Raw genomic sequence first — 20,286 nt, 5'->3', positions numbered from 1 at the left:
CGTGTTCACCCCACTCCGCTACCCCAGTACCGACCGCCACCTGCCGGAGGGCGGTGCCGGCACCGGCGACCGGTCCCCCGGCCGGCCGGCCCCGCGGCCCTTCGACCTCGGTGACATCGCCCGCTTCAGCAGCCCGCTGACCCGGATGCTGCTCGCCAGCGACGGACTGACCACCACCCTGCTGGAGTCCGCGCTCGCCACGCCCCTGCGGCTGCGCGTGCTGCACCAGGGCACCGCGCCCGCCGCCGCGCAGGACGCGCTGGCCCGCCGCTGCCTGAGCCTGGGCCGGGACGAACAGGTCCTGGTCCGCCGCTCGGCGCTGGCCGACGCCGCGCTGACGCCCGTCTCGCTCAACACCGTCGTCGGGCTGGTCCCCGACGACCCGGCGCTGGCCGCGTGCCTGACCAGCGGCCGTACGCCGATCGGTTACGGCCTGCGGGCCGCCGGCGCGATGCGCACCCGGCGGCTGGTGGAGGTCGGCGTGGCCGGGTGGGAACAGGACGGCCGGGTCCGGCCCGCCGTGTTCAAGGCGTACGTGGTGCTCGACGGCGAGCGGCCCTGGCTGTTCATCCGCGAACTGTTCAACCCGCGGCTGGTGCCCGCCGGGACGGAGCACGACGGGCACGGGGGCCCGGCGCCGGGCAGCGGTCCGGCGCCGGTCCGGCCGCAGCCGGTCGTCGTCCCGTCGCCGCCGGCGCGGCAGCGTCTGGCGGGCCGTCCCCGGCCGCTCACCGAGGAGATCGGGCGCGCCGGGCCCGCCGTACCGGACCCGCATCCGGCGCTGGCCCCGACGGCAGGCGGCGAGGCGTTCCTGCTGCATCTCGGGCGCCATGCGACCGGAGCGCTGACGACGGTGGCCTCCGGGCTGGCCCACTACGTGGCCGGTGTCCCCGTCACCGTCGTCACCGGCGGGCACCCGCCCCCGGGTGTGCTGCCGCGCGAGGCGCGGTGGGTTGCCGAGGAGTACCGCGCGGCGTCCCGTTCGCACCCCTGGCTGAGCGACTTCCCGCAGCTGATGTCGTTCCTGGACGCCTGTCCGCCGGCCATCGCCGGGCAGGTCCGGTGGACGGCCGACGGTGACCGGGTGCCGCCGCCCGGCGCGGTGGCCGGCCTGTGTCCCCGGCCGGGGTGCCATCCCCGTGCGGTCGCCGCGCGGTGTGCGGCGCTCAATCCGGGTCGGGTGCCCGGGCGGCTGCTGCTGGCGGTACGGCTCGCGCCGGACCGGATCGTGGCCGAACTGCCCGCGCTGATCGAGGCTGTGGCCACCACCGGCACCCCGGTGACGTGGGTCTGCGCGCCCCGCCCCGGCGGGGCCACGGCGGCGGCCGAGGTCGACACGTTCTTCGACACCCACTACTCGGTGGGCAGCCGGCCCGGCGGTCTGCTGCTCGACGAGAACGGCCGGACGCCGGCCGAGGTGCTGCGGACGGTCCACACCGCCGCTGCCGCCTGGCAGCCGGTGCCCTGACCGGCCCGGCCCGTACCTCTCCCCTCCCGTTCCCCTCCCGCCTGCAAGGAAAGCGAGCCTCTCATGTCCTGCCGACGCCACACCGACATCGCTCTCATCGACGAACAGGGCCCCCTGCCCCGCCGCACGCTGCGCACCGCGGTCACGGCACGCGCCGCCGAGCTGGCCTCGCTGGGGCTGCGCCCCGGCGACCGGGCGGTGCTCTGCCGCCCCAACGGCCGCCGGTGGGTCACGGACCACCTCGCGCTGGCCGAACTGGGCGCCGTGGGCGTGCCGCTGAACGCCGCTTCGGCGCCGGACGAGCTGCGGCACGCGGCCACCGACAGCGGTGCCCTGCTCGTCCTGACCGCCGAAGGGCCCGGTCCACCACCACCCGATTCCGGCCCCCCGCGCTGCTCCCCCGTCACCGACCTCACCGATATCGCCACCATCGCCTACACCTCCGGCACCACGGGACGCCCGAAAGGAGCGCTCCAGACCCGGCGCGCGGTGCGGCTCGGCGGGGAGAACATCGCCCGGCGGCTGGCGCTGGGGCCCGACGACACGGTGCTCAGTCCGCTGCCGCTCGCGCACACGTACGGCACCAACGTCCTGAACGCCGCCCTGTCCGCCGGGGCCACCCTCGTCCTCCTCACCCGCTTCACCGAGGAGGCGGTGGCCGAGGCGCTGCGCCGGCACCGTCCTTCCGTGCTGGCCGGGGTGCCGACGATGTACCGGCGGCTGCTGGCCCACGCGGGGCTGCCGCTGGAGTCGGTGCGCTGTTCGCTCTCCGCGGGGCAGCCCGCCGGCGAACAGCTCGCCCGCGCCTGGCAGGAGCGGTCCGGTGCGGTCTTCGCCGAGGGCTGGGGCATGACCGAACTGGCCGGCCTGGCCTCGCTCACCCCCGCCGACGACCCCGGCCACCCGGGCACCGCGGGTCCGCCCGTGCCGGGTGCCGAGGTCCGTACGGGAGAGGACGGTGAACTGCTGGTACGCGGGCCGTTCGTCACTCCCGGCTACCTCGGCTCCGCCGAGGCCACCGCGCAGGTCCTGACGCCCGGCGGCGAACTGCGTACCGGGGACGTCGGACGGGTGACGGACGACGGCGGGGTGACCGTCCTGGACCGTCTCAAAGACGTGATCCTGTGCGGCGGTTACACGGTCTACCCGGCCGAGGTGGAACGGGTGATCTCCGCCCACCCGTCGGTGGCCGCGGTCGCCGTCACCGCCATGCCGGACGCGGTACGCGGCGAGGCCCCGCAGGCCTGGATCGCGACCGCCGCCGAGGGAGCCGCCGACGAGGCCGCGATCCTCGCGCACTGCCGGGCCCACCTGGCCCCGTACAAGATCCCCCGCCGTACGACGTTCCTGCCCGAACTCCCCACCACCGCGGGCGGCAAGGTCGCGCGCGGCCGGCTGCCCCGCTAGGAGGCCGTCATGGACACCACCGCCACACCGCACGTCCTCGTCGTGGGCGCGGGCCCGGTCGGGCTGGCCACGGCCCTGCTGCTGCGGGCCCGCGGTCCGGCCGTCACCGTCCTGGAGGCGGCGGCGGAGCACGCGCCGCGGCCCGGCAGCCGGGCGATCTTCCTGCACCGGCAGTCGCTGGCCACGCTCGCCGCCGCCGATCCGGCGCTCGGCACCGCGCTGGTCGGCAACGGGCTGGTCTGGGGCGCGAGACGCACGACCTTCGACGGCCGGGAGGTCCATCGCCGTACGTACACCCCGCCTCCGGCGGACCGCGCGCCGTTCTCCAGTCTCCCGCAGCCGGTCATGGAGGAACTGCTGCGCGCGGCCTGCCGCCGCGCCGGTGTCGGCATCCGCTGGGAGAGTCCGGTCACCGGCCTCACCTCCTCGCCCGACGGCGTGGTGGTGCGCACACCGGAGTCCGAGCACCGTGCCCCGTACGCGGTGGGCTGCGACGGGGCCAGGTCGGCCGTGCGCCGGGCCGTCGGCGTACGGCTGCGGGGACCCCGCTCCCCGCACGCGTTCCTGGTGGTCGACGTGGCCGACGACCCCGCGCGTCCGCTGCCGTGCGAGCGGGCGTTCCACTACCGCGATCCGCGGATGGCCGGGCGCCATGTGCTGACCGTGCCGTTCCGCGGCGGGCTGCGCGTGGACGTCCAGTGCCGTCCGGACGACGATCCGGAGGCGCTGGCCGGGGCCGCGGCGGACTGGCTGCCCGGACTGCTGCCGGACGGGCACGCCTGCGCGGTCACCTGGGCCTCGCACTACCGCTTCCAGCAGGTCGTCGCCGACGATTTCACCGACCTGCACGGCCGGGTGCTGCTCGCCGGGGAGGCCGGGCACCTCTTCGCCCCCTTCGGGGCGCGGGGCCTGAACTCGGGCATCGCCGACGCGGCGGCGGCCGCCGGCGCGATCGCCACCGGTGACGTGACCGGCTTCGCGGCCGCCCGCCACCGGGCCGCCCTGCTCAACCGGCAGGCGGCCGGGCGCGCCCTGAGCCACCTCACCGCGCCAGGTTTCCGGCAGCGCGCCGCCCAGCGTCTGGCGGCCGCCGCGGCGCCCCGGTGCGGCCGTGCCGGACGCTGGCTCGACTCCGCCCCGTACGGCCCGCGCGACGCCGGTGTTCCCGGGAGTCGCTACTGAGTGCCCGCGTCGCACGCTTCTCTCCCGTGCGGCGCGAGCGGCCCGTACCGTCAAGCATCACCGGCCTCATACGACTCACTGGTCTCCCCTGGTCACCTCTGCTCCCGAACCACCTTGCGCAGGCCCCCGATTGCTGCATCCTGGTCACTCACGACGGTGGCCACGAGGGGGCGCGGTGCAGTCCCGACGTGATCTGATGATCCGGGAGTTCGTCGGTCGGCGGCTCGTCCGGGCGCGCGGCGAGCACACCCGGTACCCGGCCCTGCTGCTGCTCGGGCCCCGCGGCAGCGGCAAGACCGCGCTGACGGGCCGGCTGGAGACCTGGGGCCGCCGGGCGCCGATGGCCGCCCTGGACCTCTCCGCGCTCGACGACGGCGTCCACCACCCCGTCGACGTCCTGGCCCGGATCGCCTTCCAGCTCAACGCCCGCCGGCCGGACTTCCCGCCGCTGGCCCTGCCGTCCTTCGCCGTCCTGCTGATGGCGCTGTCCGCCGAGGCCGACCCGGAGAGCCGGGACGCCGCGCTCGGCCAGATGCGCGAGGCGCTGCGCACGGGCCGCGCGGAGGACCATTCGCTGGCGGTGCTGCGGGACCTGGTGACGTCGGTCGGTGTGCCGATGGGGCTGCCCGGCTGGTCGGCGGCGGTCGTGCCGCTGATACAGGGGTGGCAGCGGGCCCGGGTGTGGTGGGGCGTGCACCGGCGGGTGGGCCGGACACCGCGCGGCGGCTCCCGGCCCCAGGTCCCGGCGGACGCCCTCGTCGAGCTGAACCAGCACTTCCGGCACGGTACGGCGGCCCAGCGGGAGCGCGCCGAGTCGGTGCTGCTCCAGGCGTTCCTCGCCGATCTCCAGGGCGCGTACACCCGGCACGGCGGCGACCGTGCCCGTACGCTGCGCTGCCTGGTGCTGCTGGACAACGCCGACAGCGAGCTGGGCGACGCGTTCCTCCAGGCCCTGGTCGAGGCACGGGCCGCCGCAGGTCCGGAGCACCAGGACCCGCTGGTGGTCGTGGCGAGCGCGCGCCGCGCCCCGGACGTGCTGCGGCAGCTGGAGCAAGGGCCCCGGCCGCTCGGCAGCTACCTGTCGTGCTGGCAGCCGCCGGAGCAGGTGGACGGGCCGGAGTCGTTCGTGCCGCGGACCGTGGCCCGGCCCGGCGGTGGTGCCCGGCTGGAGGTGGCGCAGTTGCGCCGGCTGGACCGGACCGAGGTGCAGGAGCAGGCCGGTCCGTACGTGAAGCGGATGCCGCAGGCGGCTCTGGCGGGCGTCACGCATCCGGTGGCCTGGCTGGGCCGTACGGTCCACGAGCTGACGCGTGGCCACCCGGCCGCGACCGGTACGGTGCTGGCCGCGCTGGAGGACTTCGCGCCGGACGTGCCCTGCGGGCAGCGGCTGCGCGGGGTGCTGGCGCCCGAAGGGCCGCACTCCGTCGCGGACGAGCTGCTGGAACTGCTCCTCCAGGACCTGCCGCGGGAGCTGGCCGACGGCGCGCTGCCCCGTGCGGCCGCCGCCGTCACCCTCGGGCAGGCGGCGAGCGCCGCCGACCTGTGGCGGCAGGCCGACTCCCCGCCGCGGCTCCTGCGCGGACTGGCCCACGACGACCGGTACGCCGAGCGGATCGTCTTCGACGGCCGGCCGCACAGTGTGCTCCCGGCCATGATCCGCACCCTGCTGCTGGGCCGGCTGGCGCTGGCCACGGCGCCCGCCGACGCCCGCGCGCCCTGGATCCGTACGCACGAGATCCTGCGGGACGCGGCCGAGTCGGGGCGCACCGGGGCCTACCACCGGCTGGCGGCCGGTGACGTCCAGGGCGCCGCGGCGTACCTGCACGAGCGCTTCCTCGACGTGTGCGGGGGCGGCGATTCGGCGCAGGCATGGTGCGCGGAGCTGTCCTTCATCCAGCGCGCGCCGCGCCGCTGGGAGGCGGAGGCGCTGGAACGCTCTGCGGGCGCGGAGTTCCAGCACCGGCTCGCGCGGGCGCAGAGCCCGCCCGACCAGCTGACGGTCACCCGTCTGCTGGTCGCCGGGTGGATCACCACCCACCCGGCGTCCGACCCCTGCGCGTCACTGTGGTCCGACCCGTTGGGCGATCCGGTGGCCGAGCTGTACCCGAAGATTTCCGAAGCACTGCGGACCCTGAGCGGCCGGCTGGGCGACGAGACGGACCACGACGTGCTGTGGCAGCGGGCGGCCGCCTACGAGAGGAAGCCCTGGTGACCGTCGGATGAGTGGCGAGGACCAGCTCACGGCCCCGCGGCCGCAGCCCCGCAGATGGCTGCGCGCCGCCGTCGCCGTGGCCGTCGCGGGCACCCTGGGCGTGGGCGGCTACTGGGTGTACGACCGGGCGTTCGAGCGCTGTGCGGACGGGGTGCGGGAGCAGGGGCCGCGCGACGAGTGCGTGGGCGTCACCGACGGCTCGTACGAGTTCGACGCCGCGCTGCGGGGCATCTCCCGGCAGATCCTCGCCGAGAACCGGCGGGTGGCGGCGTCCGGCAAACCCTGGGTGTCGGTGGCCTACCTCCAGCCGATGACGACGGGCCCCGGGGACCGGGGGCGCGACAGCATACGCCGGGAGCTGGAGGGCGCCTACCTGGCACAGCGCGAGCTGAACGACCCGCGGCGCGGCGGGCGCGGCGACTCCCCGCAGATCAAGCTGCTGCTGGCGAACAGCGGGGCCGGGTCCGCGCAGTGGGAACCGCTGGTGGAGCAGCTCAAGGAGATGAAGGACGGGGACCAGCACCTGGTCGCCGTGGCGGGCCTGGGGCAGAGCCGCCGGACCACCCAGCAGGCGGTCGACGCCCTGCGGGAGGCCAGGATCCCCATGATGGGTTCCACCGTGACCGCCGACGCCATGAACCGGCCCGGGCAGACCGGCTTCTGGCGGGTGGCGGCGACCAACTCCGACCAGGCGTCGGCCGCGGTGCGCTACCTGCGGACCCTGCAGAACCGCCCTGGGCAGCAGCGCCCGTACCGCGTGACGACCATCAAGGACCGCAGCGAGCAGGACACCTACAGCACTTCCCTGTCCCGGAGTTTCACCGCGGCCGCCGCGCGCCACCACCTGAAGGTCACCGACATGGGTCTGGCCTACAGTTCGGCCGATCCCGCCACCGCCAACGCCTTCTCCTCGCTCGCCGACCGGGTGTGTGCCGACCCGCCGGACGCCGTGTACTTCGCGGGCCGGGGGCGCGCGCTGCGCGTCTTCATCGAGGCGATGGCCGCCGCCGGCCGGCGCTGCCCGACCACGGTGGTCACCGCGGACGACGTGGTGGGCGTCTTCGACGTGCCGGAGAGCCACGCCTCGCGCCAGGCGTTCCGCGAGGTGTGGGAGCGCAGCCGGGTCACCGTGCACCACACCGTGCTGGCCCACCCCGACCAGTGGACGGACACGTACCCCGGCTCCGTCAACCCGCTCCCGCAGTTCCGCGACGCCTACCGGCAGGAGATCCGCCGGCTGGACACCGAACTGGCCGACGGACAGGCGATGATGGGCCACGACGCCCTGCTCACCCTGGGCGTGGCGATCCGCGACGGCGCCGGCGGGCAGGGGGACGGCCCGGTCACCACCGGCAGCACCCGCCAGATGCTGCTCCAGATCAGCGGCAGCAAGCCGGTGTACGGCGTGAGCGGGCCGATCCGCTTCGACGACCACGGTGACCCGGTGGGCAAGCCGCTCGCCCTGGTGGAGCTGAAGCCGGACGGCTCGTACGCCTTCCGCAAGGTGGTGTGGCCGTAGGGCCGGGCCGTTCAGGCGGTCGGTGCGGCTTGTGCTGCGCCTGCCTTCGGTCTCGGAAAACATCGCTACAGCGGTTGGCGCCGAGATCGGTCATGGTCGGCCGGCACACCGGTCGGCGGCTCCGCCGGGGGTCGCGGGAAGATCGCCGGGCGGGTGCCGGGGCTGGTTACGGTGCGCCGTTGCCGTCTGGACGATGTTCGGACGTGAGGGGCGCCCGACCCCACTGGGTGCCGCGTTCTCGGATCAATCCGTGACGGGCAGGCACTCGGCGAGCAGGGCGACGATGTCCCGCCAGACGCGCTGGGCGTGCCGTGGGTGGTGGCCGACGCCGGGACGCACGGTGTGGTCGACGGGTGGGTGGTGGAAGGCGTGCAGGGCTCCCCCGTAGACCACGAGGCGCCAGTCGACGCCCGCGGCCTCCATCTCCGCGGTGAACGCCTCCCGTTGGGCGGGCGGCATGATCGGGTCTTCCGACCCGACCCCGGCCCAGACCGGGCAGCGAATGCGTGCCGCCTCGCCCGGTCGGCCCGTGGTGAGTGCGTTGACCGTCCCGATCGCGCGCAGGTCGACGCCGTCGCGCCCGAGTTCGAGCCCGACGGCGCCCCCGGTGCCGTAGCCGACGGCGGCGATCCGGTCGGGGTCGGTCCGTGGTTCGGCGCGCAACACGTCGAGCGCGGCGTGACCGATTCCTCGCATCCGGTCGGGGTCGGCGAGCAGCGGCATGCAACGGGCCAGCATCTCCTCGGGGGCGCCGAGGTAGCGCCCGCCGTGGAGGTCGAAGGCCAGCGCTACGTATCCCAGCTCGGCGAGAGCATCGGCCCGGCGGCGCTCGACGTCGCTGAGCCCCGTGCCCTCGGGTCCGAGCAGCACCGCGGGCCGGCGGTCGGCACCGGCCGGGAGCGCGAGGTGTCCGATCATCGTCAGGTTGTCGGCCGGGTACGCGACCGTACGGGTCGTGATCGTCGTCATGTGACTGGACGGTAATGACTGTCGCGCCCGTTCGGGGTGGTGTTCACCGATGGCAGACAGCCGGCTGTCCCGACTACGACACCCGGCCGCTGTACCGATGTTCCCCGAGTCCCGCCTTGGCGCGCAGACGCGTGCCGTAGCGGCGCAGGAGCAGGACGGCGGTGGTGGCGAGGCCGGTGAGGAGGCCGAGCCAGATGCCGAGGGTGTGCAGCCCGGCGGCGAAGGCCAGGAGCCAGGCCGCGGGCAGGCCCACGCCCCAGTAGCCGATGAGGGTGATGCGGAAGCCACTCCTGGTGTCGTCCAGCCCGCGCAGCAGACCTACGCCGATGTTCTGGGCGCAGTCGAAGAATTGCAGGACCATGACGACGAGCAGCAGGTGGGTGGCGATGGCGACGGCTTCGGTGTCCCGGGTGCCGTCGGTGTCGAAGAACGGGGCGAGGACGAGTCCGGGCAGCGTGGCGTAGACGACCGCGACGACGGCCATCATGGCGCCCGCGCAGGCCAGTGCGGTGTTCTTGATGCGCAGCGCGGTGTCGGTGCGGCCGAGGGCGAGTTCGCGGCTGACGTTGACGGACGCGGCGTGGGAGAGGCCGACGGCGACCTGGAAGACGATGTAGACGAGCTGGTTGACGGCGGTGTGCGCGGCCAGCGCGGCGCTGCCGAAGGAGCCGGCCATCAGGGCCGTGACGGAGAAGAATCCGGCTTCCGACCCGTAGGTCGCGGCGATCGGCACACCGAGACGGACGATGCGGACGGCCGCGGCGCGGTCGGCCCCGGCGATGTTCAGGCTCAGGTGGGGGCCGAGCACCGGGTCGCGCTTCGCCGCGGCGTACAGCGCCAGGAAGGAGAGGAAGTACACCAGCGTGGTGGCCACGCCCACGCCGCGCAGGCCCAGCTCGGGCAGCCCCCAGGTGCCGTGGATCAGCCCCCAGTCGAGCGCGGCGTTGACGGCGACGGAGACGACGGTGATGCGCAGCAGCGCCTGCGGCCGCCGCATGCCCACGGTGAACTGGCGGACGGCCTGGAACCACAGGCACGGCAGCAGGCCCGGCGCGAGGACGAGCAGCATCGTCCGTGCCCGGCCGACGACGTCCGTCTCCTGGCCGAGCCAGATCAGCGCCTGGCCGATGAGCAGCATGAGGACGGCGCCCGCCAGCCCGGCGAGGGTCGCCACGGCCAGCCCGGCGCGGACGGTCGTACGGACCTCTTCGCTGCCCTCGCGCGCGTCGGCGCCCGTTCCCTCCGCCCGTGCGAACGCGGCGGCCGTGCGGTTGCCGATGGAGGTGACGAGCCCGACGCCCATGGTGCGCAGCTGGTTGAAGATGACGATGGCGAGCCCGCCCGCCGCCAGGTCGGCCGTGCCGAGCATCCCCATCATCACGGTGTCGGTGGTCGTCAGGGCGACCTGGGCGAGCTGGGTCAGGACGAGGGGTACGGCGAGGGCGGCCAGGGCGCGGCTGTCGCGGAGGAGTACGGCGGGCTGCATGGCGTGGCTCACCCCTTGCGGAGCTTGGTAAGCGTCTCGTCGATCTCCCGTTCCAGGCCACGGTCGACGAGATCGCGGGCGTGCATCCAGTCGTCGTCGAAGACGGTGTCCAGATACTTCTCACCGCCGTCGTTGACCAGCGCGACCATAGTGGAACCCGGTGCCAGAGCAGGGAGCCTGGCCAGGGCCTCGTGGACGACGCCGCCCGCCGAGCCGCCGATGAGGAGCCCGGTGGCGCGGGCGATGGCGCGGGCGGTGGCGAAGGCTTCCACGTCGCCGACCTTCGCGCCCTCGCCGATCAGGTCGAAGTCGACCAGCGCGCCGATCTCGGCGCCGTCGGGCGTGCCGGTGCCGGACTGGTAGTAGTCGTGGGCCGGGCCGCCGAAGGCGATGGAGCCCTTGGGCTCGACGCCGACCGTCGTACAGCCGGGGACGAGGGCCCGCAGTGCGCGGGCGGTGCCGCAGAGCCCGCCGCCGGTGCCCACCGCGCCGATCAGGACGTCGATCCTCCCGTCCAGGGCCTGGTGCAGCTCATGGGCCACGGGGAAGTAACCGACGCCGTTGCTGGGGTTGTTGTGCTGTTCGGTGAAGACGGTGTTGTACTGGTCACGGGCCAGCTCCGCGGCCAGTTCCTCGCGGGCGGCGGTGGCCAGCTCGTCGGTGCCGCCGTCGGCGGCGTAGACGAGTTCGGTGCCCAGGGCCCGCATGGCGCGCAGTTTGTCGGCGCAGGCGTGGTGGTCGACGACGGCGGTGAAGGTGTAGCCGCGCTCGGCGGCGATGACCGCGAGGCCGAGGCCGGTGTTGCCGGAGGTGGACTCGACGATGCGGCCACCGGGCCGCAGTTCGCCGCGCGCCTCGGCGTCGAGGACCATCTGGCGGGCCATCCGGATCTTGGCGGTGCCGGTCGGGTTGAACATCTCCAGTTTGAGCAGCAGGCGGCTGCCCGTCTCGGTACGGCACAGCTCGTACAGCGGGGTGCGGCCGATGAGATCGGATATGCGGGAGACCACGGCGGGGCGCACGAGGGCCTCTTTCACTGGGCGGCTCCTGAGCGGGGAAGGGCTGGTCATGAAGGGGTGGCGCGACGACGGGCCGGGGCGCGTTCCTCAGCGGGCGGGACGCCGGTCGAGACGCCAGCGCGGCCGCAGGCCCAGGCGGTCCACGACGACCTTGGGCGGCAGCGGCAGGTCGTGGAACGGGGATTCGTTTGAATCCATCTGGTATCCGGCGGTGTTCGGGTAGACCAGCAGGTCACCGACGCGCGGCCGGGCGGGGAACGGGACCTTGCGCCAGGTGAGCAGGTCCGACTCCAGGCAGGTCGCGCCGCCGACGCACGCGGGGTGCGCCGCGTCACCGCGGGCCCGTCCGTCCGGGGTGACGAGGTACGGGTCGGGCAGGTACTCGCTGTTGAACCACTGCTCGGAGAGGCTGAGACTGGTGCCGTCGACCGTGAGGACGCGGTAGCCGTCGCGTTCCTTGACGCCCTGGACGCGGAAGACCGACGCGCCGGCGCCGTCGAGCAGGGCCCGGCCGGGCTCCGCCATCAGCAGTGTGCCGGTCTGCCGGAGCCGGCCGGCCAGACTGGTACGGCCGCCTGCGGGGACGGTGTCGAGGACGGCGCGCAGGGCGTCGGCCCCGGCGACGGGCGAATGGTACGGGTAGAAGCCGTCGGCCTCGAACGTCTTGTGCGCGTGGTAGTGCTCGGGGCGCTGCGCGGCGAGGAACGCCTGCCAGTGGTGGGCGTCGCTGTAGTCGACGGCGAAGCCGCCGCCGATGCTGATCCGGTCGGCCCGCAGGCCCAGTTCCCGCGCGCAGGCAGTGGTCGAGAAGTTGCCCGGCGAGGTCGGCGCGCGGCCGGACGGCGTAGCCGGACAGGTGGAAGCTGAAGCCTTCCATCCGTACGGCGTCCCCGGCGCGTACGCACCGGTCGAGTGCGGTGTCCAGCTCGGCGGCCGTCATCCCGAAGCGGCTGTGCGGCTGCGCGGACGGCAGGCGGCGCAGCAGCAGGCGGGCGGGGCGGGCGGTGCCGGTCAGGGCGAGCGTGATGAGCAGGTCGAGTTCGTCGAGCGCGTCGACGGCGACCAGGCAGCCCTGGAGTGCGGCCAGGCGCAGCAGGGTGTCGCTCTTGGCCGGTCCGGTGACGACGATGTTCTCGCCGCGCACGCCGTGGCCGAGGGCTTCGCGCAGTTCCGGGACGCTCGCCACGTCCACGCCCGCCCCGTGGACGGCGCAGCGTTCCGCCCACACGGCGGCCTTGTTGGCCTTCTTCGCGTAGTACACGCGCCCGGCCACCCCGGCGTCGTCGAGGGCGGCGCGGAAGGCGGTGAGGTGGGCGTCGAAGCGGTCCGGGAGCAGGAAGTGGAAGGGGCCGTCGAAGGCGTAGGACAGTTCGTGCAGCAGGCCGCTGTCCATGAGCCGGTCGGTGCCGGGGTCGGGGTGGGCGGGCAGCGTCGGTACGTCGGCGGGCCGCGGTCCGGTCACTGCCACAGCGCCACCTGCGTCCCCAGCCCCTGGTCGAGGGCGAGTTGGGCGAAACGGTGGCCGAGGGCGATGTCGGTGACGACCAGTCCGCTGTTGTAGGCGAAGACGCGTTCCCGCGCCGTGCCGCGGCCGGTGGCGGTACCGGCCAGGACGGCCGGGAACTCGGCGTCCACGGCGGGGAACCGGCCGGCCGCGTCGGCCATGTCGGTGCCGGTGACCTTCATCTGCGCCTCGCTGGTCGCCACGACCCGGTCGGCGCGGTGCAGGGTGGACGGCGCCAGGCCGTGCCCGACGAGGACGGACAGCGCGCCGGGCCGGAGCCAGTCGGCCTCGACGGCCGCCGCGGTGTGGCCGCCCGCGGTCGCCACGACGATGTCGGCGTCGGCCGCCGCGGCCCGCAGGTCGGTGACGAGCTCCACGTCCCGGTCCGGGAAGTGGGCGCGCAGCTCTTCGCGTACCGCCGCAATGCCGTCGGGGTGGCTGCCGTACAGCATCAGGCGCTCCAGGCCCGGCAGCGTCGTCAGCAGGAACGGGAGGGCCAGGCGACCTTGCGTGCCGGTGCCGATGACCAGGCTGCTTCGGGCGCCGGGCGGGGCGCATTCACGGGCCAGCAGGGCGGAGACGGCCGGGGTGCGCAACGAGCCGATGCGGCCGCAGTCCATCATCGCGACGGGCAGGCCGGTGACGTCGTCGTAGAGCGTCAGCGTCGTGTAGTAGTGCTGGCTCCCGCGGTCCCTGTCCAGGCCGTGCTTGTACGAGGTCTTGACGGCGACGACGTCGCGGGAACCGTCCCGGCCGAGCATCGCGTAGGCGACGGAGTGCCCGTCGGCGGGTTGGACGGTGAGTTTGCGCGGGTTGTCGGAGCCGCCCGCGGCGAGGGTGCGGTAGGCCCCTTCGACGGTGGCCACGACGTCGGCGTGGGTGATGCCGAGGCCGGCCAGGTCGCTGGTGGTCAGGATGCGCAGGGTGCGGTGGTCGGCGGGTAGGGAGCGAGGATCGGCGGACGGGAAGCCTGGGCCGGCGGGTATGGAGCGGGCGTCGCCGGACAGGAAGCCTGGGTCGGCGGGTATGGAGCGGGCGTCGCCGGACAGGGGGCCTGGGCCGGTGGGTATGGAGCGGGGGCCGGCGGATGTGGAGCGGGGGCCGGCGGACGCGGTGCTGTCGGTCATGTCCGTCCTCGGGGAGCTGCGGGCTGTCGCCCGGTGTGGACTGTCATCCGGTGTGGGCTTCGACGGCGGCCTGACCGTAACCGTGCTCCGACGCCTCGGCCAGGGGGCGTGTACGGCGCGTGGGGACACGGACGGAGGCACGCTTGAGCCAGCGGTCGGTGCCGTCGTAGCGGGCCCGGAAAGGCACCCGGCCGTGTACGACCAGGTCGTTGTCCACGACGAGCACCTCGCCCGGTTCCAGGCACACGGCGCCCGAGACGCGGGCGAGTTCGCGCTCCAGGCGCTTGTAGGCGGCGCGGTGGGCGTGGGGCGCGTCGTCCAGGGGGGTGTAGGCGGGGTCGAAGCGCAGGGTCAGGCCGTCGTCCGACCGGTGGAGGGTGGGGACCGCGGGCGGCGGGCCGCCGTCGAAGTTCCGGGCCGCGGTGTACGCGTCGTCGGGGAGGATCGGCAGCAGCGGACGGCTCAGCAGCTCGATGTCGGCCGCGTCGAGCCGTACGTTGCGGATGCCGGCCGCCGTGGTGGCGACGCGGTCGTGGTTGCGCATGCAGCTGAGCATGAGCAGGTGGGCGCGGCCGGGGTGGAAGGCGTCCTCGGTGTGCGGGCTGAGCAGCACGGTGCTGCCGGCGCCGGTCTGCTCGGTCTCGCGGCCCGGGGCGGGAACGATGTTGTGCACGAAGCGGCCGTCCTGCTGGCCCTCCCAGGCGATGGGGTTGCCCATGACGGTGGCGAGCAGCAGCAGGACGACGTCGTGCACGGCGCCGCTGTCGGCCGCGGCGGCCCAGCCGACGGGGGTGGGGCCGAGTGCGGGGTCGTCGACGTGCAGTCCACGCAGCACGAACAGACCGTCGTCGGTGTCGGCCGGCCGCAGCTGGTGACGGACCGTGGCGGGCAGGGCGGCGGCGGACTCGGCGACACGGGCGAGGAGGTGCGGGGAGGCGGCGGAGGTACCGGCCGCGGCGAGGATCTCCTCGGCGGTGCGGCGCAGTTCCGTGGCGTCGGCGGGGTCGAGCTGGCGGACGGGGGCGGCTCCCGTGGTCATGTCGAGGCAGTCCGTTTCCGTTGAGGGTGGGAATCGGGTCCGGTGCGACGCCGCGCGGGCAGGGCGCGGCGCGCTCGACGGACCGGGCAGGGGACGGCCATGGCTGCCGCTCCGTGTCCGGGGTCCAGCGGACAGTAACGACGCTACCGACCCAACTTAGGTTAGGCAAACCTCACTTCTTTTGTCGCACCTGCCCGCCTTCCGGTAACTCCCGCCCGTTAACGCCCAGTTGACGACGGCCAATAGGCGCACTCGGCGGCGAGCGCCCTTGCGTACCCCGATCTCATTAGGGTAGGCAACCCTAAGTGACCGAACGAACAGAGCGAGGCGGCGTGGACTTCAGCAGAAGGCAACTGCTCGCGGCCGGCGGGGGCTTGGGCGCGGCCGCGCTGCTCTCGGCGTGCGGCGGTGACGGCACGGCACCCGCCGCCGGCGGCTCCCCGCGGCAGGGCGGCACCCTGCGCATCGGCGCCCTGGGCCGTCCCTCGGCGATCACCCGCGACCCGCACGGCACCCAGGGCAACGAGAGCGACTACCTCGTCATCGCCCTCGTGTACGACACGCTGACCGCGCCGGGCGACAAGGACAACACCGTCGGCCGCCTCGCCTCCGCCTTCACTCCCTCGAAGGACCTGAAGACCTGGCGCTTCACCGTCGCCGAGGGCGCCGCCTTCCACGACGGGACCCCCGTCACGGCCGACGACGTGGTCTGGTCCCTGCGCCGCCTGCGCGCCACCCCGTCCGGGGCGGCCCGGCTGCCCGGCGTCACGGCCGGCCACATCACCGCCGACGGCAAGCGCACCGTCGTCCTCGTCTCCGACTACCCCAACGCCGAACTCCCCCTGCTCACCAGGCTCACGACGTTCGTCCTCAAGAAGGACACCGCCGACCGGGACCTGCCCAAGGCCCCGGGAACAGGTCCCTTCACGCTGGACTGGTACCGCGACGGCAACGCCCGGCTGCTGCGCAACGCCGACTGGCACGGCGGCGCGGTCCACCTCGACGCCGTCGAGGTCACCATGTTCCAGAGCCCGCAGGCGATGGCCAACGCGATGCTGTCCGGGCAGATCGACGTGGCGTCCAACGTCGGCGCCGTCGCCGCCCGTACGGCCAAGGCCCGCCAGGACATCCGGATCGTCCGGCGCCCGGACGACATGGCCATGCCCATCGTGATGCGTACCTCCAGCGGCCCGTTCGCCGATCCGAAGGTACGCGAGGCGATGAAGCTGCTGGTGGACCGCGAGGCGATGGTCGCCCAGGTACTGTCCGGGTACGGGACGGTCGCCAACGACGTCCTCGGCACCGGCGACCCCGCGTACGCCGCGGACCTCCCGCAGCGCACGCGCGACCTGGCGGGGGCCCGACGGCTGCTGACCGAGGCCGGCTTCGACTTCTCCCGTACGTACCGGCTCGTGACCACCGAGGACGTCGCCGGGCTCGCCGAGTCGGCCACCCTCTTCGCCTCCCAGGCCCGCGAGGCAGGCGTCCGGATCGAGGTCGTCAAGCAGGAGTCCGGCGCCTTCTACCAGCAGACCTGGCTCAAGGGCGACTTCTACACCAACTACTGGGGCACCAACGACTCGGTGGTGTTCTTCGCCTCCAAGACCCTGACCACCGGGGCCGGCCAGAACGAGGCGGACTGGTCCGACACGGCGTTCGACGCCGCCTGTCGCAAGGTCATGGCCACCGCCGACCGCACGGCCCGCACCGCCGCCCTGCGCGACCTCCAGCGCATCGAGCACGAGCGGTCCGGCTATCTGCTGTGGGGCATGGCGGACGGTATCGACCTGGCCGCGCCGAAGGTGCACGGCCTGCCGAAGCTGCCCGGCTACGGGCGCGTCCAGCTCGAAAACGTCTGGCTCGCCCCGTGACGGAGACCGGCACCCGGCCCGCCGAGGCGGCTGCCCGGCCCGTGCCGAAGCCCGCGGCGCGGCGTGCTGGTGCTCTGGCCGCGCGAGTGGCGGGCGTCCTGGGCAAGCGCGTGCTGATGCTGGTGGTGCTGCTCGCGCTCGTCTTCGCCGCGATCGAACTGCTGCCGGGCGACGCGGCCACGGCCACGGCGGAGCGCGGCGAGGGGGCTGCGGGCGTCGCCGCGCGCCGTCGGCTGCTCGGCCTGGACCGGCCGGTGTGGGAGCGCTTCTGGGACTGGATCACCGCGCTGCCCGCCGGCGACCTGGGCACCTCGGCCCGCGGCGAACGGGTCGGCGACCTGCTCGCGGCGCCGCTGCCCAACACCGTCCTGCTGGGCAGCACCGCCTTCGTGCTGACCGTCCTCGGCGCGCTGGCCCTGGGCACCTGGGCCGCCGCGCGCCCGAAGGGCCTGGTGGACCGGACCGTGGACCTCGCCTCCACCGCCGCCTTCGCGCTGCCCGAATTCGTGGTAGCCGTCGGCCTGTTGCTCGTCCTGTCGCTCTGGACGGGCTGGCTGCCCGCCGCCACCGTCACCGGCGCCGACGGCACCCCGGCCGGCTGGACCACGCTGGTCATGCCGGTGCTGGCGCTCACCGTGCCGCAGACGGGCTGGAACACCCGTATCGTCCGCGGTGCCCTCGCCGACCAGGCCGCCACCCCGCACGTCGAAGCGGCCCGCCTGGACGGGCTGTCCACCCGTCAGGTGCTGCTCCGGCACGCCCTGCCGGGCGCCTGGCCCGCCATCGCCACCGGCGTCGCCACGTCCACCGGCATGCTGCTCGGCGGCACGGTCGTCGTCGAGACGCTTTTCAACTACCCCGGCATCGGCACGGTGCTGGCCGGGGCCGTCGCCGACCGCGACACCCCGGTCATCGCGGCCGTCGTCGCCTGCTCGGCCGCGCTGATCACCGTCGTCCTGCTGCTGGCCGACCTGGTACGTGCCCGCACCCTGGGAGCCCGCTCATGACCACCGCCGAGGTGTCCGTGCGGCCCCGCCCGCGCCGTCCGGAACCCCGTGTCCTGGCCCCTGTCGTCCCCGCCGTGCTGCTCCTCCTGGTGGCGCTGGCGGGTCCGCTGCTCGCGGCGCACCCGGTCGACAAGCCGGTCACCGCCCCGTACGGGGAGGCGGGCGCGAGCGGCGCGCTGCTGGGCGGGGACCAGCTCGGCCGGGACGTGCTCAGCCGCCTGCTGAACGGCGGGAGCGCGCTGATCGGCAGCGCGCTCGTGGTGGCCGTGGTGGTCACCTTCCTGGCCACCCTGCTCGGCTGCTTCGCCGTCCTCGGCCCGCGGCTGGGGCGGCTGGTCGAACGCGCGGCGGACACCGCGATCCTGCTCCCGCCCGTGCTGGGCATCCTGCTGCTCGCGCTGGCCTGGCCGGGCGGCGGCCGCCTCGCGATCACTGTGGCCGCCGTCCTGCTCGGGGTTCCGTACGCGGTACGGATCGTCGCGGGGGCCGCGGCGCCGGTCGCCGCCACCGGGTTCGTCGAGGCCGCCGTCGCGAGCGGCGAGCGTCCGGGACACCTGGCGCTGCGGGAGATCCTGCCCAACCTCCGCGCCACCGTCCTCGCGCTGTTCGGTCTGCGCTTCGTCGACGCGGTGTACGTCATCTCCATGGCCGGTTTCCTCCAGCTCGGCCCCCGGCCGCCGGAGGCCGACTGGGCCCTGATGATCCGGGAGAACGGCCCCGGCATCCTCCTCAATCCGTGGGCGGTGGTCGCGCCCGGCCTCGCCATCGGCCTGCTCGCCATCAGCGTCAACCTCGCCGCCAACGCCCTGGCACCCGCCACCGCGCGCAGGGCCGCCCTGCGCTGACCTCCGGCCGCCCCGCGCTCGCGCGCCCGCTCCCCAGGACTCCGCCGTGCCCGACTCCCCGCCGCCCGTCACCGTCACCGGCCTCGAAATCGGCCTCGTCTCCGGCCCCTTGCTCCTGCGCCGCACCAGCCTCCGCCTGCACGGCGGCCGGATCACCGCCCTCACCGGACCGTCCGGTTCCGGCAAAACGACATTGCTGCGCGCCGTGATCGGTGAGCTGCCGCAGGGAGCGCGCGTCACGTCCGGCAGCATCGACGTGCTGGGGCAGGACGTGATGGCGCTCGCGCCCGGGGCGCTGCGCACCCTGCGCCGCCGGCACGTCGCCTACGTGGGCCAGGACCCGGGGTCGGCCCTCGACCCCCGGATGACGGCCCGCCGCCTGATCACCGAACTGGCCGCCGACGCCTCGCCCGAGGCCGTCGAACGGGTCATGGCCGAGTGCCGTCTGCCCACTCCGCTCGCCCATCACCGCCCCGGCGCCCTGTCCGGCGGGCAGCAGCGACGGCTCGCGCTGGCCCGCGCCCTCGCCCGGCGGCCCGACGTGCTGCTGCTGGACGAGCCCACCGCCGGACTCGACGCGGACCTGCGCGACGACATCACCGCGCTGCTGCGGCGGCTGGCCGCCGCACACGGTCTCGCCGTCATCATGGCCAGCCACGATCCGCAGGTGGTCGAGGCCTGTGCCGATTCGGTGATCGCCTTGGACGCCGGGGGCGGGGCTGCTCCGTACGGACCCGTCGCCGCGGCACTGCCCGCGCAGAGCCGTCCGCCGGGCCGGTCCGCTGCTGCCTCGGCCCCAGCCCCGGCCTCGGCCCCCGTGTCTGCTCCTGCTTCGACTCCGGCTCCTGCTTCGGCTTCGGCTTCGGCTTCGGCTTCGGTCGAGGGGGCCACGACTGCCCCCGGCGGTCTGTACGCCGACAACCTGCACGTCGCCTTCACCCACCGCGGCCACACCCACCACGCCCTGGTGGGCGCCGGTCTCCACATCCCCATCGGCTCCGCCACCGGCATCACCGGCCCGTCCGGGTGCGGCAAGACGACCCTCCTGCGGACGCTCGCCGGCCTCCAGGTTCCGCAGACCGGCAGCCTGACCTGGAACGGCCGGCCACTGCCCGCCAACGCCCGCCGGCGCAGCCGCGACCAGCAACGGCGCATCCAGTTCGTCCCGCAGAACCCTCTGGGCGCTCTCAACCCCTCGCGCACCATAGGCGCCACCCTCACTCGCCCGCTCCGGCTCCATCGCGTCGTCGCCGCCCCGGACCTGCCCGAACGGGTCGGCACTCTCCTCGAAGCCGTCGGCCTCCCCCGCGACTTCGCCCGCCGCTACCCACACGAACTCTCCGGCGGGCAGCGCCAACGCGCCTCCATAGCCCGTGCCCTCGCCACCGAACCGGACCTCCTCCTGTGCGACGAGGTCACCTCCGCCCTCGACCCGGCGACCGCCACCGCGGTCCTGGACCTGCTCACCCGCCTGCGCGCCGAACGCCGGCTGACGCTCGTCCTGGTCAGCCACCAACTGGACCTGGTGGCCGCCCGCACCGACACCGTCCACCTCCTGCGGGCCGGACGCGTCGTCCGGCCCGCGGCCCGCCGCGAAGGCGCCGCCTCGGCCTGAGAAAAATCGGCCCAGG

Annotated in this window: 15 protein-coding genes and 1 pseudogene; 9 read left to right on the top strand and 7 right to left on the bottom strand. The window is 74.6% G+C overall.

The window, feature by feature from the left end; translation table 11 throughout:
- The first annotated feature begins 1 nt into the window (after window position 1).
- From JXZ78_RS40795 to JXZ78_RS16705, 5 genes are all read left to right on the top strand, one after another.
- Window positions 2-1,468, top strand: a complete 1,467-nt coding sequence (locus tag JXZ78_RS40795) for a 3-deoxy-7-phosphoheptulonate synthase (protein ID WP_050502286.1) — start codon at window positions 2-4, stop codon at window positions 1,466-1,468.
- Window positions 1,469-1,531: 63 nt separating this feature from the next.
- Entirely contained in the window at window positions 1,532-2,875 is a 1,344-nt protein-coding gene (locus tag JXZ78_RS16720; RefSeq protein ID WP_050502285.1) for a class I adenylate-forming enzyme family protein, read from the top strand.
- A 9-nt stretch (window positions 2,876-2,884) separates the two neighbouring features.
- Complete coding sequence (locus JXZ78_RS16715) at window positions 2,885-4,057, top strand: FAD-dependent monooxygenase (protein ID WP_030019187.1); 1,173 nt, start codon at window positions 2,885-2,887, stop codon at window positions 4,055-4,057.
- A 175-nt stretch (window positions 4,058-4,232) separates the two neighbouring features.
- A complete protein-coding gene (locus tag JXZ78_RS16710) occupies window positions 4,233-6,269 on the top strand; it encodes an ATP-binding protein (protein ID WP_157851517.1) in 2,037 nt (678 codons plus the stop codon).
- Between the two features lie 7 nt (window positions 6,270-6,276).
- A complete protein-coding gene (locus JXZ78_RS16705; protein WP_050502283.1) occupies window positions 6,277-7,788 on the top strand; it encodes an ABC transporter substrate-binding protein in 1,512 nt (503 codons plus the stop codon).
- 243 nt (window positions 7,789-8,031) lie between these two features.
- On the opposite strand, the gene JXZ78_RS16700 is transcribed toward JXZ78_RS16705, so the two are convergent.
- From JXZ78_RS16700 to JXZ78_RS16675, 7 genes and pseudogenes are all read right to left on the bottom strand, one after another.
- Window positions 8,032-8,757 (bottom strand): dienelactone hydrolase family protein, encoded by a 726-nt coding sequence (locus JXZ78_RS16700; protein WP_030019184.1) that lies wholly within the window; start codon window positions 8,755-8,757, stop codon window positions 8,032-8,034.
- Window positions 8,758-8,830: 73 nt separating this feature from the next.
- Window positions 8,831-10,243 carry an MATE family efflux transporter gene (locus tag JXZ78_RS16695; RefSeq protein WP_033037395.1) on the bottom strand — a complete coding sequence of 471 codons (1,413 nt, stop codon included), beginning with the start codon at window positions 10,241-10,243 and terminating at the stop codon, window positions 8,831-8,833.
- An 8-nt stretch (window positions 10,244-10,251) separates the two neighbouring features.
- Window positions 10,252-11,280 carry a cysteine synthase family protein gene (locus tag JXZ78_RS16690; protein ID WP_030019182.1) on the bottom strand — a complete coding sequence of 343 codons (1,029 nt, stop codon included), beginning with the start codon at window positions 11,278-11,280 and terminating at the stop codon, window positions 10,252-10,254.
- A 69-nt stretch (window positions 11,281-11,349) separates the two neighbouring features.
- Window positions 11,350-11,787 carry a type III PLP-dependent enzyme domain-containing protein gene (locus tag JXZ78_RS40790; protein WP_308281041.1) on the bottom strand — a complete coding sequence of 146 codons (438 nt, stop codon included), beginning with the start codon at window positions 11,785-11,787 and terminating at the stop codon, window positions 11,350-11,352.
- Window positions 11,788-12,172: 385 nt separating this feature from the next.
- Window positions 12,173-12,655: pseudogene (locus JXZ78_RS40785) on the bottom strand (type III PLP-dependent enzyme domain-containing protein); the annotation flags it as partial.
- Between the two features lie 65 nt (window positions 12,656-12,720).
- Window positions 12,721-13,893, bottom strand: a complete 1,173-nt coding sequence (locus JXZ78_RS16680; protein ID WP_238783168.1) for an ornithine cyclodeaminase family protein — start codon at window positions 13,891-13,893, stop codon at window positions 12,721-12,723.
- A gap of 43 nt (window positions 13,894-13,936) precedes the next feature.
- Complete coding sequence (locus JXZ78_RS16675; protein ID WP_030019180.1) at window positions 13,937-14,932, bottom strand: TauD/TfdA family dioxygenase; 996 nt, start codon at window positions 14,930-14,932, stop codon at window positions 13,937-13,939.
- A 332-nt stretch (window positions 14,933-15,264) separates the two neighbouring features.
- Here JXZ78_RS16675 and JXZ78_RS16670 point away from each other — a divergent pair, with 332 nt between their 5' ends.
- The 4 genes from JXZ78_RS16670 to JXZ78_RS16655 all read left to right on the top strand — a co-directional run bounded on the left by JXZ78_RS16670 (window position 15,265) and on the right by JXZ78_RS16655 (window position 20,270).
- Window positions 15,265-16,803: an ABC transporter substrate-binding protein gene (locus JXZ78_RS16670; RefSeq protein ID WP_030019179.1), complete on the top strand. Its 1,539-nt coding sequence runs from the start codon at window positions 15,265-15,267 to the stop codon at window positions 16,801-16,803.
- Window positions 16,804-16,919: 116 nt separating this feature from the next.
- Window positions 16,920-17,810 (top strand): ABC transporter permease, encoded by an 891-nt coding sequence (locus tag JXZ78_RS16665; protein WP_078624114.1) that lies wholly within the window; start codon window positions 16,920-16,922, stop codon window positions 17,808-17,810.
- Window positions 17,807-18,655, top strand: coding sequence for an ABC transporter permease (locus JXZ78_RS16660; RefSeq protein ID WP_033037380.1), 849 nt, complete (start codon window positions 17,807-17,809; stop codon window positions 18,653-18,655). Before JXZ78_RS16665 ends, JXZ78_RS16660 begins: the two co-directional genes overlap by 4 nt.
- A gap of 46 nt (window positions 18,656-18,701) precedes the next feature.
- Complete coding sequence (locus JXZ78_RS16655; protein WP_238783167.1) at window positions 18,702-20,270, top strand: ABC transporter ATP-binding protein; 1,569 nt, start codon at window positions 18,702-18,704, stop codon at window positions 20,268-20,270.
- Window positions 20,271-20,286: the final 16 nt, after the last annotated feature.

Source organism: Streptomyces monomycini (assembly GCF_022271435.1).
GTDB classification, from domain to species: Bacteria; Actinomycetota; Actinomycetes; order Streptomycetales; family Streptomycetaceae; genus Streptomyces; species Streptomyces monomycini.
The sequence above is the reverse complement of the archived record's forward strand: the minus strand, read 5'-3'. Positions and strand labels throughout refer to the sequence as shown.